The sequence below is a fragment of the Chryseobacterium herbae genome (assembly GCF_025154075.1).
Lineage (GTDB): Bacteria > Bacteroidota > Bacteroidia > Flavobacteriales > Weeksellaceae > Chryseobacterium > Chryseobacterium herbae.
Map to the genome: position 1 here is coordinate 239,752 of NZ_JAOAMU010000007.1, position 17,073 is coordinate 256,824.

At 37.2% G+C, this 17,073-nt stretch carries 19 protein-coding genes; 9 read left to right on the top strand and 10 right to left on the bottom strand.

Features of this window, described 5'->3' with window-relative positions; genetic code table 11:
• Positions 1–3: 3 nt before the first annotated feature.
• Complete coding sequence (locus N0B48_RS20205; RefSeq protein WP_259840954.1) at positions 4–1,305, bottom strand: TolC family protein; 1,302 nt, start codon at positions 1,303–1,305, stop codon at positions 4–6.
• Positions 1,306–1,376: 71 nt separating this feature from the next.
• Between N0B48_RS20205 and N0B48_RS20210 the strand changes: the two genes are divergently transcribed.
• Positions 1,377–2,282: a helix-turn-helix domain-containing protein gene (locus N0B48_RS20210; protein WP_259840956.1), complete on the top strand. Its 906-nt coding sequence runs from the start codon at positions 1,377–1,379 to the stop codon at positions 2,280–2,282.
• Between the two features lie 274 nt (positions 2,283–2,556).
• Here the strand turns inward: N0B48_RS20210 and rplI are convergent, their stop codons facing one another.
• The 4 genes from rplI to N0B48_RS20230 form a co-directional block, all read right to left on the bottom strand.
• On the bottom strand, positions 2,557–3,078 hold the full coding sequence (gene rplI, locus N0B48_RS20215; RefSeq protein WP_259840958.1) for a 50S ribosomal protein L9: 522 nt from the start codon (positions 3,076–3,078) through the stop codon (positions 2,557–2,559).
• 164 nt (positions 3,079–3,242) lie between these two features.
• Positions 3,243–3,545, bottom strand: coding sequence for a 30S ribosomal protein S18 (gene rpsR, locus N0B48_RS20220; RefSeq protein WP_034706728.1), 303 nt, complete (start codon positions 3,543–3,545; stop codon positions 3,243–3,245).
• Positions 3,546–3,577: 32 nt separating this feature from the next.
• Positions 3,578–3,919 (bottom strand): 30S ribosomal protein S6, encoded by a 342-nt coding sequence (rpsF, locus tag N0B48_RS20225; protein WP_034706729.1) that lies wholly within the window; start codon positions 3,917–3,919, stop codon positions 3,578–3,580.
• Positions 3,920–4,318: 399 nt separating this feature from the next.
• Complete coding sequence (locus tag N0B48_RS20230; RefSeq protein WP_259840960.1) at positions 4,319–5,671, bottom strand: chloride channel protein; 1,353 nt, start codon at positions 5,669–5,671, stop codon at positions 4,319–4,321.
• Between the two features lie 194 nt (positions 5,672–5,865).
• On the opposite strand from N0B48_RS20230, the gene N0B48_RS20235 reads away from it, so the two are divergent.
• Complete coding sequence (locus tag N0B48_RS20235) at positions 5,866–6,696, top strand: NmrA family NAD(P)-binding protein (RefSeq protein ID WP_259840962.1); 831 nt, start codon at positions 5,866–5,868, stop codon at positions 6,694–6,696.
• 192 nt (positions 6,697–6,888) lie between these two features.
• The gene (locus N0B48_RS20240) at positions 6,889–7,254 is read left to right on the top strand and encodes a winged helix-turn-helix transcriptional regulator (protein ID WP_259840964.1); all 366 of its coding nucleotides are present in this window, start codon (positions 6,889–6,891) and stop codon (positions 7,252–7,254) included.
• A gap of 444 nt (positions 7,255–7,698) precedes the next feature.
• Here N0B48_RS20240 and N0B48_RS20245 read toward each other — a convergent pair whose 3' ends face one another.
• From N0B48_RS20245 to N0B48_RS20260, 4 genes are all read right to left on the bottom strand, one after another.
• A complete protein-coding gene (locus N0B48_RS20245) occupies positions 7,699–8,058 on the bottom strand; it encodes a hypothetical protein (protein WP_259840966.1) in 360 nt (119 codons plus the stop codon).
• A complete protein-coding gene (locus N0B48_RS20250) occupies positions 8,055–8,246 on the bottom strand; it encodes a hypothetical protein (protein WP_259840968.1) in 192 nt (63 codons plus the stop codon). Before N0B48_RS20250 ends, N0B48_RS20245 begins: the two co-directional genes overlap by 4 nt.
• A gap of 31 nt (positions 8,247–8,277) precedes the next feature.
• Positions 8,278–9,582, bottom strand: a complete 1,305-nt coding sequence (locus N0B48_RS20255) for a dihydrolipoamide acetyltransferase family protein (RefSeq protein WP_259840970.1) — start codon at positions 9,580–9,582, stop codon at positions 8,278–8,280.
• A 63-nt stretch (positions 9,583–9,645) separates the two neighbouring features.
• Positions 9,646–10,473, bottom strand: coding sequence for an SAM hydrolase/SAM-dependent halogenase family protein (locus N0B48_RS20260; RefSeq protein WP_259840972.1), 828 nt, complete (start codon positions 10,471–10,473; stop codon positions 9,646–9,648).
• Between the two features lie 137 nt (positions 10,474–10,610).
• On the opposite strand from N0B48_RS20260, the gene N0B48_RS20265 reads away from it, so the two are divergent.
• The 6 genes from N0B48_RS20265 (at position 10,611) to N0B48_RS20290 (ending at position 15,619) form a co-directional block, all read left to right on the top strand.
• Positions 10,611–11,567: a PhoH family protein gene (locus N0B48_RS20265; RefSeq protein WP_090021803.1), complete on the top strand. Its 957-nt coding sequence runs from the start codon at positions 10,611–10,613 to the stop codon at positions 11,565–11,567.
• A gap of 148 nt (positions 11,568–11,715) precedes the next feature.
• Positions 11,716–12,381, top strand: coding sequence for a porin family protein (locus N0B48_RS20270; RefSeq protein ID WP_259840976.1), 666 nt, complete (start codon positions 11,716–11,718; stop codon positions 12,379–12,381).
• Between the two features lie 145 nt (positions 12,382–12,526).
• Positions 12,527–13,024 carry a hypothetical protein gene (locus N0B48_RS20275; protein WP_259840978.1) on the top strand — a complete coding sequence of 166 codons (498 nt, stop codon included), beginning with the start codon at positions 12,527–12,529 and terminating at the stop codon, positions 13,022–13,024.
• Between the two features lie 158 nt (positions 13,025–13,182).
• Positions 13,183–13,857 (top strand): hypothetical protein, encoded by a 675-nt coding sequence (locus N0B48_RS20280; RefSeq protein ID WP_259840980.1) that lies wholly within the window; start codon positions 13,183–13,185, stop codon positions 13,855–13,857.
• Positions 13,858–14,218: 361 nt separating this feature from the next.
• Positions 14,219–14,875 (top strand): outer membrane beta-barrel protein, encoded by a 657-nt coding sequence (locus N0B48_RS20285; protein ID WP_259840982.1) that lies wholly within the window; start codon positions 14,219–14,221, stop codon positions 14,873–14,875.
• A gap of 90 nt (positions 14,876–14,965) precedes the next feature.
• A complete protein-coding gene (locus N0B48_RS20290) occupies positions 14,966–15,619 on the top strand; it encodes a porin family protein (RefSeq protein WP_259840984.1) in 654 nt (217 codons plus the stop codon).
• A gap of 69 nt (positions 15,620–15,688) precedes the next feature.
• Here N0B48_RS20290 and ffh read toward each other — a convergent pair whose 3' ends face one another.
• On the bottom strand, positions 15,689–17,050 hold the full coding sequence (ffh, locus tag N0B48_RS20295) for a signal recognition particle protein (protein ID WP_259840986.1): 1,362 nt from the start codon (positions 17,048–17,050) through the stop codon (positions 15,689–15,691).
• Between the last annotated feature and the right edge of the window lie 23 nt (positions 17,051–17,073).

Sequence of the window (17,073 nt, forward strand, 5' to 3'; positions counted from 1 at the left end):
TTTTTATAAGTTTCCAATCGTGTACTGGAGTTGGTAATATTTTAATTGTCGGTTGATTTTTACGGAGATAAGATTGGATTCAGCCTCCAGATAAGCATTGTCTGCGTCGATTAGCTCGGTGATCAGACTTAATTTATTGGCGTATTTTGTCTTTACAATTCTGTAGTTTTCTTTGGCCTGACCAATGGCTTCCTCTGCGATTTTAACCTTCTGATCAGTTTCTTCAAATTTTTTATACGCTTCATACACATGATGCCGCACATTTTCATCGTTTTCTTCGATCTGAAGTTGGGCCAGATCAATATTTTCCCTGGCTTCCTGCATTTTGTATTTGTTTTTATACAGGTTTTCAATCGGATAGGTAAGATTGACACCCAGCATTCCAAGGCGGTAGGCATATGGTTCGGGAGGAAAAAACATCATATTCGGGTACTTTATAAAATATTCTCCACCGGCTGTGATTCTCGGTAAATAATTCGCTTTCGTGATTTTCTGATCCAATTGTTTTAACGAAAGGTTTTTGTGGGTCATTTCTACCGATTCATTTTGATGCAAAGCCGTTTCGGTAAGCTCATCGATATAGGGAACCGAAGCTTTGTCGGAGATCAGATCTTCCGTGTTTGCATGCATTTCCTGGTTTTCCGGAAGCGAAAGAATAGTTTTAAGTTTATGTTCTGCGATCTGAATATCGTTATCCAGCTCTGTCCAGCTCATCGTATGGTTCGAAAGCTGCAAAGACGTTCTCAGGACTTCATTCACCGTGACAACTCCATTGGCTTTTAAAGCTTTTACCTGTTTGATATTAATGGAGTCCTCCTTCATTTTATCATTGATAAGGCTTTGTTGTTCCTTTAAATGATGGATCTGAAGAAAAGCTGTAATGATCTCCATTTTCAGTTGTCTTTCATCCTGATGGGTTTTTAGAGCCGAAATTTCGGTATCAATCGCTGCTTTTTTTTCTGTATTTCTGATTTTTCCACCCATATACACAGGAATCGAGGCTGCAAGGGTAAAATCATACATTCCATTGATGATGTCATATTTAGTAGCTTTGTTGAAAAAGCCATTCTGATGCTGGAAAAGATTGGTCACCTGATTGTAGCTGGTATGAAATTCAATATCTGGCAGTTTTTCCATAGCAAGGTCTTTCTCCTTTGTAACAGACATTTCCTGTTTTAAATGGCTGATGCGGATACTCTTGTTATTTTTCAAACCGGTCTCTATAGCCTGCTGCAAGCTCAGATGCTGGTAATCGGTCATTTGTGAGTGTAAAAAACTGCCTGTCAACAGTAAGGACAACGCCATACACCTGTATTGGAAGGCGTTAAATGTCATATTCATAATTTAAGTAAGGGATTTTTGCTGAAATGATTTTGATGCTGCAAAGTTACGCTGCACAGGATCGGACCCTATTTGTTAAAGCAGAAAAAGATTTGCTCATTTACGCCAATGTGAAAATTTCTTCTTACATTTATTCTATGAATGACAGCCATTTTAAAGCAGTAGAGGAAGATGATGCAGAATTTTATGTCTATAATGTGTTTACAGGAGGCATAACGACAGACATTCATCATCACAGTTCTGCCCAGATGGTTTATGCAGAGGGTGGAATAGTCCATATTTTTACAGATCTCCAACACTGGTACCTTCCGGCAAGATGCTTTATGTGGATCCCGGCGGAAACACCTCATTATATCTTTTCAAGCAGTCCAAATGTAGAATTTTATAATTTTTATTTTAAAAAAGAAGAAAATGAAAATGGCTTCTTTGATGAAATTAATATTTATTCAGTCAGTCATCTTCTCAGGGAAATGATTTTGTATACCAAAGACTGGAATGGAAAAATCACAAAAAATGACGGATCTAGATATTTTTTCCTCAAAGCATTAAAAGGTATTCTTCCCGAAAAAAGAGACAAAAAACTGGCTTTCCCCGTTCAGCATCCGTTTCCAAAGGACGAAACCCTTCTGAAGATTGCCAAGTATATCCATGCTAATCTCGAGAAACCTCTTACCATCGAATCTACGGCAAAAGAATTTGGGATGAGTACCAGAACCCTCTCCAGGAGGTTTAAAGAGATTTTAGGGATGAATTACGTCCGTTTCCTACGTGCTTTAAGGATTACCCGCTCGCTGGAATTAATGATGGAGGGAAAATATAATATGTACGAAATAGCGATGATGGTAGGCTACAACAGCCTGTCTTCATTCAGTAATATCTTTAAAAAAGTAATAGGAATACCGCCTACTGAGTACCAGCAGAAATTGAGAGGAGGGGAGTGATTGTATGGGTGGCTTCGGGAGCCTCAGCCACCAATACAATGACGAATGTTCTGTTAATTGTTGATAGAGTACTGGAAGCGGGTGACTGAGGTTCCCGAAGTCACCCGCTTCCTTAGCCCCGATAGAAACGGTTACCCCGCAGTAAGCGTTGGCTAAGCGGCTGCGCGAGGAGTATGAGTGGATAGCGGGATTAAGCTTCTAATAGATAGAACAAAAAACAAAAAAACCACTTCAAACGAAGTGGTTTATATATTTGAGAAAATCTCTTTAAAGCTTATGCTTCTTCAGAAGGAGTTTCTTCTACTACTACTTTAGCTTTAGGAGCAGCTGGTTTAGGAGCTTCTACCGGAGCATCAGATACGATGTCGAATTCGAAATTGTACTCAACATTTCTGTGAAGTCTGATGTTTGCAGTAACTTTACCAGTTCTTTTAATAGTGTTCCCTGGGATTTTGATGTATTTCTTCTCTACAGAAACTCCAGCTTTAGCAAGAGCGTCAGAAAGATCAGAATTGTTGATAGATCCGAATAACTTGTCACCAGAACCTACTTTTGCAGGAATAGTGATAGAAGTTTTCTTCAATTGATCTACTACACCGTTAGCGGTAGCGATAAGTTTAGCTTCTTCTTCTTTTCTAGCCTCTAAAGTAGCTTCCAGAGCTGCTTTGTTTTTAGGAGTTGCTAAAAGTGCAATTCCTTTTGGAAGTAAGAAGTTTCTTGCATAACCTGGCTTTACGCTTACTGTATCAAACTCAAGTCCTAAGTTTTCTACGTCTTTTTTTAGAATGATATCCATTGTTGTTGTCCGTTTTTAGTTCTAGAGAAAAGAAAAAAGAAAAAAGAAAAAAGACTGATGTCTTAGAAATTATTTCTTTTCTTTAATCTAAAAATCGTTAGAATTAATTATTTATTCAGCAACAAAAGAAGAGGTTACCCTCTTCTTCTATTTATTTTTTTGTCTTATTTCAATAAGTCAGCTACGTAAGGTAGTAAAGAAAGGTGTCTTGCTCTTTTGATAGCAGCAGAAACTTTTCTTTGGTATTTTAAAGAAGTTCCAGTGTATCTTCTTGGTAAGATCTTACCTTGCTCGTTTACGAACTGTAATAAGAAGTCAGCATCTTTGTAATCAACGTGCTTAATTCCGTATTTTTTGAATCTACAATATTTCTTTTCAGATTTTGTATTGATATCAAGTGGAGTAAGGAATTTTACTTCTGATTCTCCTCCAGCTGAGGCTTGTTTAGCCATTTCATCTATTGCCATGTCTTGTCTTTTTTAAAAAATAGGGTTAATAATTAAGCTCTAGCCGCTTTGATTTTAGTTCTTCTAGTTACAGCATACTCAACAGCGTGCTTGTCAAGTTTTGTAGTCAGGTAACGGATTACTCTCTCGTCACGTTTGAATGCTAATTCTAAATCAGCAACTACAGTACCTTCACCTTTAAACTCGATTAAAGTGTAGAATCCATTCTTTTTCAATTGAATTGGATAAGCTAGTTTTTTTAATCCCCAGTTCTCTTTGGCAACGATTTCACAGTTCTTTTCTTTTAAAAGATCTTCAAATTTTTTCACTGCTTCCTCTACCTGAGCATCAGATAGAACGGGAGTTAAAATGAAAACAGTTTCGTAATTGTTCATAATGTTAAATGAATTTGTTAATTATTTCGAGGTGCAAAATTAGAAAATTTATTTGGAATATGCAATGTTTGGAGTGAATATTTGTAGGTGGATTTCAGACATCAGACATTAGACATGAGACATCAGACACGAGATATGAGACTTTAAGGTTAAGGTTGAAATTAATGTTAGAAAATAGTAATGGTGAATTTTAAGTTGTAAGAGTCGGGAAATATCAGTTCGAAGCATTTAATCAATATATTAGAGATAGCACAATAATTGTATCAACCTATTTACTACAAACGAGTAACTAGCAACAAACAACGATGCTACACTCAAACATCTTTAAACAACCTGCATCCCCAAACTCTCAAACCCAAAAACTCTCCGACTCTCAAACCCGAACCCCGTATCCCGAAACTACTCTTTCCCCCTGATCTCCGTCAGAAAATTCACCTTAATCACATCATATAGAGAATGCCTGCTCACGAGAATGGAGGCAATGGATGAAACCATTCCCGCCAGCATCAGATGGAAAATGAGGGAATGTCTGTCCGTCATTTCGAGGACAATAATAGCGGATGTAAACGGAGCTCTTGTGATTCCGGTAAGAAAAGCGACCATTCCTGCAAGGATGACCACATTGGTTTCGTTAGGGGTTAAATGAATGGCTCCTGAAATTACAGAACCAATACTCGCGCCAGCAGTAAGTGCCGGAGCAAAAATTCCGCCTGCACCGCCTGATGTAAAAGAAAGGGCAGGACCCAGCATTCTTAAGATCGGGACATACCATTCTTCATGTTTGTCTTTCGTAAAAAGAACACGTTCCATAATTTCCTTTCCGGAGCCAAGAATCTCTCTGTTGATGAAGTAGGCTATAGAAGCGATAAACAGTGCGCAGATCACCAGAAAAATGACATTAGCCTGATCGGTTTTCAGTTTTCTTTTCTTCCAGTCACTCATTTTGAGCATCAGGACTGAAAGCTGGCTTGCCAGAATTCCGGCAGTTCCTGCTACAAGAATAATAGGAAACATCACCATTAAAGAAACATCATTGGTTTTCGGATATCCTAAATATAAATAGGAGCCCGCCAAAGTCTGAGCTGTTAAACCGGCAATGATGACAGCCGTAAATAATGCCGTCTTAAAATAGTTGATGTGCGTTTTTGAAAGTTCTTCTACGGCAAATACAATTCCTCCTAATGGAGTATTGAATGCTGCCGCAAGACCTGCCGCTGCACCGGTCATGATCATGTTTTTCTTAGAGATTTTAGGCCACCAGTGCGGAAGATATTCATTGACTTTTCTGAATACTGAGCCTGCGATCTGTATCGTGGGTCCTTCACGTCCTACAGCGCCACCGCCGATAACCAGAACAACGGATGAAATGATTTTGAAAACAATGATTTTAAGGCTTAAAAGACTTCTGATTTTGGTATGTTCTTTCGGATTAGCTAGTTCTACAGCTGCCATAACCTGTGGAATTCCACTTCCTTTGGCATTCGGGGCAAATTCTTTGACCAGCCACCACGAAAGCACAAACCCGATCGGAGCAATAATGAAGATCATCCACGCATGCCAGTTCATCATGAAATTCAACAAATGTTCTCCCCATGCAAATATCTTAGCATACATCACCGCAAAAAAGCCAGTGATTACAGAACCAATCCAGAAAGGAATCGCCTGAAGCAGATTGTTCTTCAGTTGTTCGTTTCTTATGTTATCAAAAGACTTTTTAAGGCCTTTTCGTAGGAGGTAGAAAATTTTCAGCATTTGTGGACCGGGACATTTTATTGAACTGAAAAATAGGAAAATTAGATGGTATTTGAAAATATCTGTTGTAAAAAATAAACCGTTTTAATAATGGCTGATTGAAAAAAACAGAATAAAGAGAACGCTATACTCAATGATAGTTAAGCATAACGATCCATTGAGTAGACATAATTTTGTACTCTAAATTAAAAAATATGAAAACAATAAATGGGAATATTCTGGTGATTGGTGGCGGTGGAAAAAATGGCCGCTATGTGGTGAAGAAATTGAAAACTCTCGGATATACCGTCTTTTCTACAGTTCGCGTGAAGGATGAAATGAATGAAGATACCCGTTTCTTCGATTGGAATGATACTGCCACTTATGATCAGGCCTTGAAAAATATAGATAAAGTATACATCGTACATCCGGATACTTCCATTCCGGGCGCGCAGGAACAGCTATCAGAACTGGTCGACAGGATGGTTGAAAATTCCGTATCGAAAACGGTTTTGCTTTCAGGACGTGGTCAGGAATCGGTGGAGAAATGCGAGGATATCCTGATTAATTCTCCGTTGAAATGGTCTATTGTACGTTCGGCGTGGTTTAATCAGAATTTTAGTGAAGGTCATTTTCTGCATGGTGTACAGTCGGGAGAGGTTACTTTCATGGCCGGCTCCGTGAAAGAACCGTTTGTGGATCTGGATGATCTGTCTGATGTAGTCGTTGAATGTCTAACGAATGAAAAGCACGATGGGCAGATTTATGAGATAACGGGAAGTGAATTATTGACCTTTGAAGAAGCTGTTAAAATGATTGGTGCCAAACTTAACCATAATATTCAATACAATTTCCTGGAAAAAGATGAATACAGAGAGTTGCTGATACAGGTTGGTTTACCTCCATTCGTAGCCGGACATATGGCTGTTGCATTTGATGAGATTTTAGACGGCCGAAATGAGAGCACAGGCGATGGTATTCAAAAAGTTTTAGGCAGAAATCCGAAAAAATTCAATGAGTTTGTTCAGGCAAATGAATTTAAGTAAAAGGCTGGAAGATGGGAGAGGGATGATGGAAGTGGCTATTGGATACTTAATTTCGAAATAGTCTAAAATAGTAAAAAGGTTTTCAGTTGTTTCTTCTTCCAGCTTCAGGCTTCCTTAAATTAACTTTTCTTAGTCGGGCAAGTTTCTTACTTTTACTGTATGTTGCAAATGTAGAACTTAAAAGACAAGCTCATGAAAGAAGAACCGGGAAACTCCCAATGTCCGCTAAATTCCTCAAAAGTATTGCTGTCGATCGGTGATGCTTTGGAAGCGGTAAACGGAAAATGGAGGATGAAAATCATTGCTGTTCTTCTGGACGAGCCTAAAAGATTCCGGGAAATATCAGTATTGATCAGTCAAATCACAGACAGAATGCTTTCTATTGAGCTTAAAAAGCTTGAAACAAACCTGCTGATCAGAAGAACTTCAATCTATTCAGCTCAGGCGGAATATGAGCTTACAAACCACGGAAAATCATTAAAACCTTTAATCATGGAACTTATTAATTGGGGCGAAGCACATAGAGGAAAAGTGATAGGTCATCTGAAAGGAGAGTAGGATTAAAAGTGCAAGAGAAAAAGAGATTTTTTTAACGCAATGAAAAACAAAGAATTGATTTTAATTACTTTAAAATTAAGATAAACAAAGGCGTTTCACTTATTTCCGAAATACGATTTTTAGAATAAATTAAAGCCCTAAAATTTCTGATGCTTTGTTTTATTTTGATAAATGAAATGCCTTTGTTTATCCTTGCGATTATTAAATGTTTAAAACGATATCACAAGTATCAGTGCAAAATCCATTTTTCTTCTATTCTTTATAGCTTCATCAGCGATGTAGTCGAACTCTTTGCCTTCTCAAAAATTAAGCGTTCTTTAAATCAGACTTTGCGTGAAACAAAATTTTCAAAAAGCTCCCACTATTTAAAATTGAAAGGTCTTAAACATGATAGTTAAAACAAAAAAGCTTCCCGGAGGAAGCTTTTTACGTTGTATGTAAGTATCAGGCGAATCCGAAAAGGAAAATACCTCCGATACCGTAAATTAATAAGAGTATAAGGATAAAAACAAGATTAATATTCCTGAGAATAAACTCTTTTTTGCTCTGCAGAATCATCGCTTCAATGATGATATAAAGAAGCCAGATGGCGTGGAAAATAGCCATAAATATAAGCAAAGCCACTACTTCCCATCCCTGTGATTCATTGATATTGATTAGAAAAACAAAACCAAGTGTTCCGATGATAACAACAGCAAGACGTATTAAAATATGATTTTTAATGTTTTGATCAGTGGGTTGACTGACCTTTTTCTCTTTGTCTTCCTGCTTGATCTCAAACAGCTCTCTCAGCTCTTTATTCATTCTTTTTGCTTATTGTAAAGTTTCACAAAGAATTGCAATACCCCGACAAAAGCAATCAGGTTTAAAATTCCGAATAATCTAAATAAGCCCATGGAGTAGAACTCAAAAAAACTGGCAATAATTTGAACAAGATCAATAAGGATAATTGTTCCTACTGAAATCATGGCAATTAATGTTGCGTTTTTCATGCTCTTATTTAGATTATGGTTTTTTTTGTTTTTATATTTCTGTGTTCAGATCCCAGTTCTGAAGATAGTCATGAACATGCTTAAGCATCATTCCACCTAAAGATCCGTCTACCACTCTGTGGTCATACGAGTGAGACATAAACATCAGCTGACGGATTGCAATCACGTCACCGTCTTTAGTTTCAAGAACTGCAGGCTTCTTCACGATAGCACCGATTGCTAAAATCGCTACCTGAGGTTGAGGAATAATAGGCGTACCCATCAGGTTTCCAAAACTTCCTACATTAGAAATCGTGTACGTAGCACCTTGTGTATCTTCCGGTCTTAATTTCTTGTTTCTCGCTCTATACGCTAAGTCGTTGATTGCTTTAGCTAAACCTGAAAGGGATAACTGGTCAGCATTTTTAATCACCGGAACGATAAGGTTTCCGTCTGGTAAAGCAGTTGCCATACCGATGTTGATATTTTTCTTCTTAATGATGTTTTCACCACTGATAGAAACATTGATCATTGGGAAATCCTGAATAGCTTTCACAATAGCTTTCACGAAAATAGGCATGAACGTCAATTTTTCACCTTCACGTTTTTCGAAAATATCTTTGTGCTTGTTTCTCCATTTTACAACGTTGGTCACATCTGTTTCAATGAAAGAAGTCACGTGTGGAGCAATATGTTTTGCTTTTACCATGTTCTCAGCAATGATCTTTCTCATTCTGTCCATTGGAATGATCTCATCGCCTGCTGCTGTAGAAACTGTAGAGACAGGTGTTGAAACCGGAGCTTTTACTACTGCCGGAGCCGAAGCCTGTTGTACAGGAGCCGGCTGGCTTCCTCTGTTGGAAACGTATGCTAATATGTCTTCTTTTGTAATTCTTCCTTCTAAACCGCTTCCTTTAATAGTTTTCAGTTCAGTTTCAGAAATGTTTTCCTGTTGTGCAATAGATTTTACTAATGGCGACAGGTAAAGATCTCCTGAGAATTCTACATTAGCTGCAGCCTGTAAAGGCTCTTCAATGGTTTTTAAAGTTTCAGTGTCAGGAGTGGATGCAGGAGCTTCTGTTTTCACTTCTTCTGAAGCTGTATTTCCGCCTTCTCCTTCAATTTCTAAAATGGCAATGGCCTCACCAACTTTAGCAACCTCGTCCTTCTGCTTCAGGATTTTTACAATTTTCCCCGAAACTGGTGTCGGAACGTCTGAATCTACCTTATCTGTTGCAATTTCAACTACGGAATCATCCTCTTTTACATTATCACCTTCATTAAATAACCAAGTGATAATCGTCGCTTCCATAACACCTTCTCCCATGGAAGGAAGCAATAATTTGTATTCTGCCATTTTTAATTTTTAGATTTTGACAAATATATAAAAAAAATCGGTTTTTTTATGAAATATATAATGTTAGACAAATTCAACATAAATATTCTCGCCTACATTAAGCCCAAACAAGCTTTTAGCCCCGTTTTTCTTACTTCCTTTATAGATCGTAAGCTCCAAAAGCTGACTGTCATTGAAGATCGCTGCAGACTGTCCATGGAATTCTGTTTCCCTTTCCCAATCCGAAACCACTTCCGTATGACTTGAAAACACTCTTGAAAGTGTTAAATTTCTGAATTTTATAGTAAAACCTTCGTTGCCTTTTCCGGTGCTTTCAAAAAAGTCTTTACTGATATTTGAGATTATATTTCCGAAATTATCAATATAGGTAACTTCCCCAATAATCATCTTTTCAGATTCATTGAAGACCGGTTTCGGGAAAAGAAGTTCTTTGGCTGAATCTATTTTCCGTCCGATGACTTCGGGGAGCCCGCCATTCGCCAAATGTACTGCCACAGGGACAAAAACGTCTGTTGAAGTGAAATTAACGATGTCGTCAAATCGGGTATTCAGGGTGATTTCATAGATCGCTTCCGGTTTGATGTCGAAAAATACCAGACCCAAAAGTCCGTTATCTGCCGCCAGAAAATACGAGCCGTCCGCTTTATAGAGTATATTTTTTCTTGATTTATGATAAAAGCTGTCTACAGACAGGATATGAATGGTGCCTTTAGGAAAATATTTATATGCATTCCGCACGATATACGAGGTCTGTATAAGGTTGAATGCCTGGATATCGTGGGTTATATCAATAATATTCACCTTAGGGTTTAGAGACAGGACCTTGCCTTTCACAGCGGCGACTCTGTAATCTAAATTTCCGAAATCCGAAGTAAGGGTAATAATTGACATGAATTGGTAGTAGAATAAATAGTGTTTCCTGCAAAGTTATTTAAAATAAAAAGAAAGCCCGAAAGATTGTAGAAAAGAATTGATAGAAATTTGAAAAAAAGCTTTAATTTTAAAATCTAATAAAAATAAAATACTGCATGTTCGAATTAACATATGATTTGGAAGATGTCGATGTAAAGACCTTCTATGGCGTTAATAATCAATATTTCAATTTGTTAAAATCAAGCTTTCCGACGCTTAAGATCACCGGAAGAGATCATTTCATCTTCGCGATGGGGAATCAGGAGGCTTTAGACATACTAAAACTAAAACTGGATGATCTCATAAAATTTATTTCCAAAAACAATTCTATTGCTCTGAAAGACGTTGAAAATGTCCTGAATATCAAAGATGAGAATGAAAAACATTTGGTTTTCGATCAGGATATCATTGTAAAAGGAGTTAACGGTAAGATCATTAAAGCTAAAACCACCAACCTTAAAAGACTGGTAAAAGAAACCGAGAAAAAAGATATGGTTTTTGCCATTGGTCCTGCAGGAACGGGAAAAACGTATACCAGTGTGGCGTTGGCGGCGAGAGCTTTGAGAGATAAGGAAGTGAAAAGAATTGTCCTCACAAGACCTGCCGTGGAAGCAGGTGAGAGTCTTGGGTTCCTTCCGGGAGACCTTAAAGAGAAGCTGGATCCGTATTTACAGCCTTTATATGATGCGCTGAGAGATATGATCCCTCACGAAAAGCTGGAAGGTTTTATGGAGAAAAAAGTGATTGAAGTGGCTCCACTGGCTTTTATGAGAGGACGTACGCTTGATGATGCTTTTGTGATTCTTGATGAAGCACAGAATACAACGCATGCCCAGATGAAGATGTTCCTGACCAGAATGGGGATGAATGCAAAGTTCATTATCACCGGAGATCCTACGCAGATTGATTTACCGCCGAAACAACAATCGGGGCTGAAGGAAGCGATGAGAATTCTGAAAGACGTTAAAGAAATCGGTTTTGTACACCTTACAGAAGAGGATGTAGTAAGGCATCCGGTAGTGAAAAAGATTATTTTAGCATACAACGAGGAAGATAAAAGACTTAAGGATTAAATGGGAATGACTTCAACTCTGTTTTTTTTAAGGTAAGATTTTATTGAATTTTATACCTGGTATTATTTGTTTATGAGAATATTTTTAGCCACTATTTGGTGTTTTAAAAAAAAGGCTTAGTTTTACAGCCGAATACTAACAATAACTCATGAAAAAAATTCTACTTATTGCAGCAGTCGCTGTACTAGGCGCAAACATAAGCGCTCAGGAATTAAGATTCGGTCCAAAAGCCGGCTATTCTTTATCTACCCTTAAATTTAAAAGCAGCGGAGAGTCAGAAAGTACAGATCCGTTACATACTTTCTATGTAGGAGGTATGGTTGAGTATAAAATCAGTGACAAATTTGGTTTACAGGGAGAGGTTTTATATTCTCAATTAGGAGGGAAGGTTTCCGAAAGTGTTGAGAATGAAGATGAAGACTTCGTCAAAGTTCAGAATAAAATGACTTTTGGGACTTTATTGGTTCCTGTTTCTGCTAAATATTTTATTACAGAAGGGTTATCGGTTTCTGCAGGTGCTAGTTTTGGATATATCCTTACGGCAAAATCTAAAACGGTTACCGACTTGAATTTAGGAGGATTAATCCCTGGAATAGAATTGGGGATTGATGATGAAACGGATATTAAAGACCAGACGAATACTTTTAATATTGCTCCTTTCTTAGGTGCTGAGTATGCATTGGAAAACGGATTATTCTTTGATGCCAGATATAATATGGGGGTATCTAATTTAGATAAAAACCCTGTTAATGGTGAGAAAACCACAAACAGCTTCTTACAGGTAGGTATAGGTTTCAAATTCGGAGGGAACTAATTCTTTAGAATCTTATTAAAAAGATATAGAGCGGGACAAAATATTGTCCCGCTTTTTTATTGTTGCCACGAATGAACTTTGTTAATTTTATGTTAATGAAGAAAATAATTACTAATTTTGTGGTATCAATCAAACTATTTAAATAATGAAAAAACTATTTTTACTAGGTGCTTTTGCGCTATTAGGTGGTGCAGCACACGCGCAGGAAGGGTTTAAGCTGGGAGGTCACATCGGTATTCCGGTAAGTGATGCCAGCAATGCATCTTCATTTACATTAGGAGTAGATGCTGCCTATATGTGGAACATTACCAAAGGTCTTGACCTTGGGGTTGCCACAGGATATTCTCATTTCTTCGGAAAAGATAATTTTGATGATTTCGGGTTTATTCCTGTAGCAGTTTCCGGAAAATACAAATTCTCAGGAGCTCCTATCTTTGTAGGTTTAGATCTTGGATATGGAATTTCTGTAAAAGATGGAGTAGACGGTGGTTTCTATGCACAGCCTAAATTTGGTTACCAGATGAAGAAAGGTGAGCTTTACTTAGGATACCAGACGATCAGCAACAGACGTGACTATGGTTGGTATACCGCCAGCTGGAACGTAGGTGCCGTTAATATCGGGTACAACTTCTTCCTTAAATAAGAAATATTAAGAATAATACATCAAACTCCGGCTTTTTGGCTGGAGTTTTCTTTTTTTTACAGGGTCACTCATTGGTGATAAATGTCATATGTTTATCTTTTTTAATCTTTAATTGGTGATGTATTTTTACTGCTTAATAACATTTAAATTTTTAAATTATGAGAAAGCTTAAAGCTGTACTGGCCCTGTCCATTATTTTATCTTCATTATCATGTCAGTCTGATCAATTGAGTGAAGATTTAAATCCTAATGAGAATAAGGAAGTGAAAATTGCCTATAAAATAAATGGTAAAACTGCAACGATGACTTATAATAATAAAAAGGTAGTAGAAGATGATGAATTTTATAGTCTTAAAGATTATCTGGAAAGTACTACCACTTATGATTATTTGCAATTTGCAGGAAGTAAAGAAGTACAGTTGAGAACCAAAATGGCTGCACAGAAACCAGCAGCAAAAGGAGTTATATCAAAAATATGTAGTGGATGGTATAAGCTATATGATAAAGGTGGAAATTTACTGCTTGAAAGACATTTGTCGGAAGGGGACCAATATATGGATGAGATCGGTTTAATTAATAATGAAAACCTTGCACTAAAAAACACCCATTTTATACAGGCTTCCAACTGTATGTTGTATTTAACCGCAGCTAAATATGAAGGATTCCCTCGTGATAAATGGACCTTTGATATTAATGTGAATCAGATTATTGATTCCCGTAAACAGACAGGTTATTACTTCCTTATTCCAGGACCGTCTACAACGGGCCATTATGTACCAGCAGGCGAAGTGTATTCTATTAAAGGAACTTATCATTGCTACATATCTGCTTAATTGCATTATTAATGTATATTGGAAAAGGTTGTTTTAACATATTAAAACAGCCTTTTGCTTTTTTTTAAGACTAATCTCTTAAATGTTAACGTTTTAGACTGTTTTTACTGATGATAATTAGAAATAATTGGCGATTTTAAAGAAAATGAAAAATTTAAAAAATTAAGTATATTTCGCTTCTGATGATAAATTGTAGATTTTTTATTCTAAATATTGTGAAAAAAACAACAGCCTATAATTAGTACGTTTTATTTTCGGAAAACACCAATGTTTATCAATGATATTAATCACGTTAACAAATTTTAATATTAGCGGGACCCACTGTAAATTTGCCCTCAGAAAGTATTAAAATTATTATAAAATGAAAAAATTAGTATTAGCTGGTGCAATTGCACTTTTCGGTTTATCTAATGCACAGATTGCAAAAGGAACTGCATATTTATCTGGATCTGTTGGTTATTCTCAAGTAGAAAGCGATAACGGTAACTACAAGAAAGAAAACTTCAACGTATTACCTACAGTTGGATATTTCGTAGGAACAAACTTAGCAGTTGGAGTTGGAGTTGGATACCAAACTGAAAAAACTACAACTACATCTACTACAACATTGCCTGGTGCAACCCTTGTAAGCGAAGATATCATTAAGAAGCCAGCTTTTGTTGTTGCTCCTTTCGTAAGAAAATACTGGACTTTATCTGACAAGTTATTTATTTTCGGACAATTGGCAGTGCCAATGCAGTTTGGAAAAACTGAAACAGAACAAAATTCAACAGTAACTTCAGGAAGCACTACATCTTCAACTTCAGTTTCTACTGAAGCTAAATATACTCAGATTGGTGTTACTGTGAAGCCAGGTTTAGATTATTTCTTAAACAAAAACTGGTCTATCGAAGCTACAATCGGAGAATTTGGTTACAGCAACTATAAGCCAAAAAATGGTGATGCTACTAACAACTATAACTTCGGTTTGAATTTATCTTCTGTAACTTTCGGAGTTAAATATGTATTTGCTAAGTAATTAACAAAGCATTTGTAAAAATAGAAAGTCCTAAGATTTATTTTAGGGCTTTTTTTATCTCTAAGAATAAAATTTTATACAATAATAATCATGAAAAAAATCTTATTGGCATCAGCGCTTGCTTTTTTTGCAGGCATGAATGCACAGACCAAATTTGGTGTAAAAGCAGGTTATGCATTATCAAAGTTAAATTCTAACGAAGATATTGATGTGCTGGATGGAGTAAACGGAGGTTTGAAATCCAAATCAGGATTCTATGTTGGGGCTTTGGTTGAACATAAATTAAATAACAAATTTGCTTTACAGGGAGAAGTTCAATATGCCAACTTAGGGGGTAAAGTTGAAGTTTCCACAATGGGAGTGACGGTTACAGAGAAATTCAATTTTAATAGAATTGTAGTTCCTGTAACGGCCAGATATTATGCCACTCCTGAGTTAGGATTGTACGCAGGACCTTTTGTAAGTTTCAGAACGAGCACAAAAGTAAATATAGATGTATCCGGAGGAATTGCCAATCAGGAAGTGTTAAACGCTGGCGAAAGAGTTTTGGAGAAAAGTTTTGAGGACAACCTGAAGTCAACAGAATTCGGTTTGCTTTTTGGAGCTGATTACAATGTGTACAAAGGATTATTCGTAGATGCACGTTACAGTTTCGGACTTACTAATATGATCAAAGATCCTGTAAATGACGAAAAATTGAAAATGAATTTCTTCCAGATCGGATTGGGATACAAATTCAAATAAGATAAAATAAAACAAAAAAACTCTCAGAATTTCTGAGAGTTTTTTTATGTCTTGTGGCTGTAAGCTTAATTATTTGCCCATCATTCCGCCCATTCCAGGCATGTTTGGCATTTTGCTCATCATCTGCATCATCTGTTTTCCCTGAGGTCCCTGCATCATCTTCATCATTTTCCCCATTTGCTCAAACTGCTTCATCAGTTGATTTACATCTTCAATTTTTCTTCCCGCTCCTTTTGCAATTCTCTGTTTTCTCTGCGTATTGATGATAGAAGGCGTTCTTCTTTCGTCAGGAGTCATAGAGTAAATGATCGCTTCAATATGTTTGAATGCATCATCACTGATCTCAACATCCTTGATGGCTTTTCCAACCCCTGGAATCATTCCCATAAGGTCTTTCATATTACCCATCTTCTTGATCTGGTTGATCTGCTTAAGGAAGTCATCAAAACCGAATTCGTTTTTAGCGATCTTCTTGTGTAGTTTTTTAGCTTCTTCTTCATCAAACTGCTCCTGAGCTCTTTCTACTAAGGAAACTACGTCTCCCATTCCTAAGATTCTGTCCGCCATTCTTTCCGGGTAGAAAAGATCTAAAGCTTCCATTTTCTCACCGGTAGAGATGAATTTGATTGGTTTTTCCACTACAGAACGGATCGTCAAAGCAGCACCCCCTCTTGTATCACCGTCTAATTTTGTAAGAACAACCCCGTCAAAGTTCAGTGCATCGTTGAATGCTTTAGCTGTATTTACAGCATCCTGACCTGTCATGGAGTCTACTACGAAAAGGGTTTCTTCAGGTTTGATAAAATAATGAACGGATTTGATCTCGTTCATCATCTGCTCGTCAATTGCAAGACGTCCTGCAGTATCCACGATCACAACATCATGACCGTTTGCCTTTGCAAAAGCAATCGCGTTTTCAGCAATGGTAGAAGGATTGGTAGAACCTTCCTCTGTAAATACCGGAACTCCGATCTGGCCGCCCAATACTTTAAGCTGGTCAATCGCAGCTGGACGGTAAACGTCACAGGCAACCAACAAAGGCTTCTTGGTTCTTTTTGTTTTTAAATAATGAGCCAGTTTCCCGGAGAAAGTCGTCTTACCAGAACCCTGAAGACCGGCAATAAGGATCACGGTTGGTTTTCCTGAAAGATTGATTCCCTCCTGAGAACCTCCCATCAGATCTACTAATTCGTCATGAACGATTTTCGTCATCAGCTGTCCCGGTGTAAGGGAAGTAAGAACATTTTGTCCTAAAGCTTTATCCTGAACTCTTTTGGTAAGATCTTTTGCGACTTTATAGTTAACGTCGGCATCTACCAGCGCTCTGCGGATTTCCTTTACGGTTTCCGCCACGTTAATCTCTGTGATTTTTCCGCGTCCGGAAATATTATGTAGAGCCTTGTCTAATTTATCCTGTAAACTATTAAACATATTTATTGTAAATTATAGGTTTG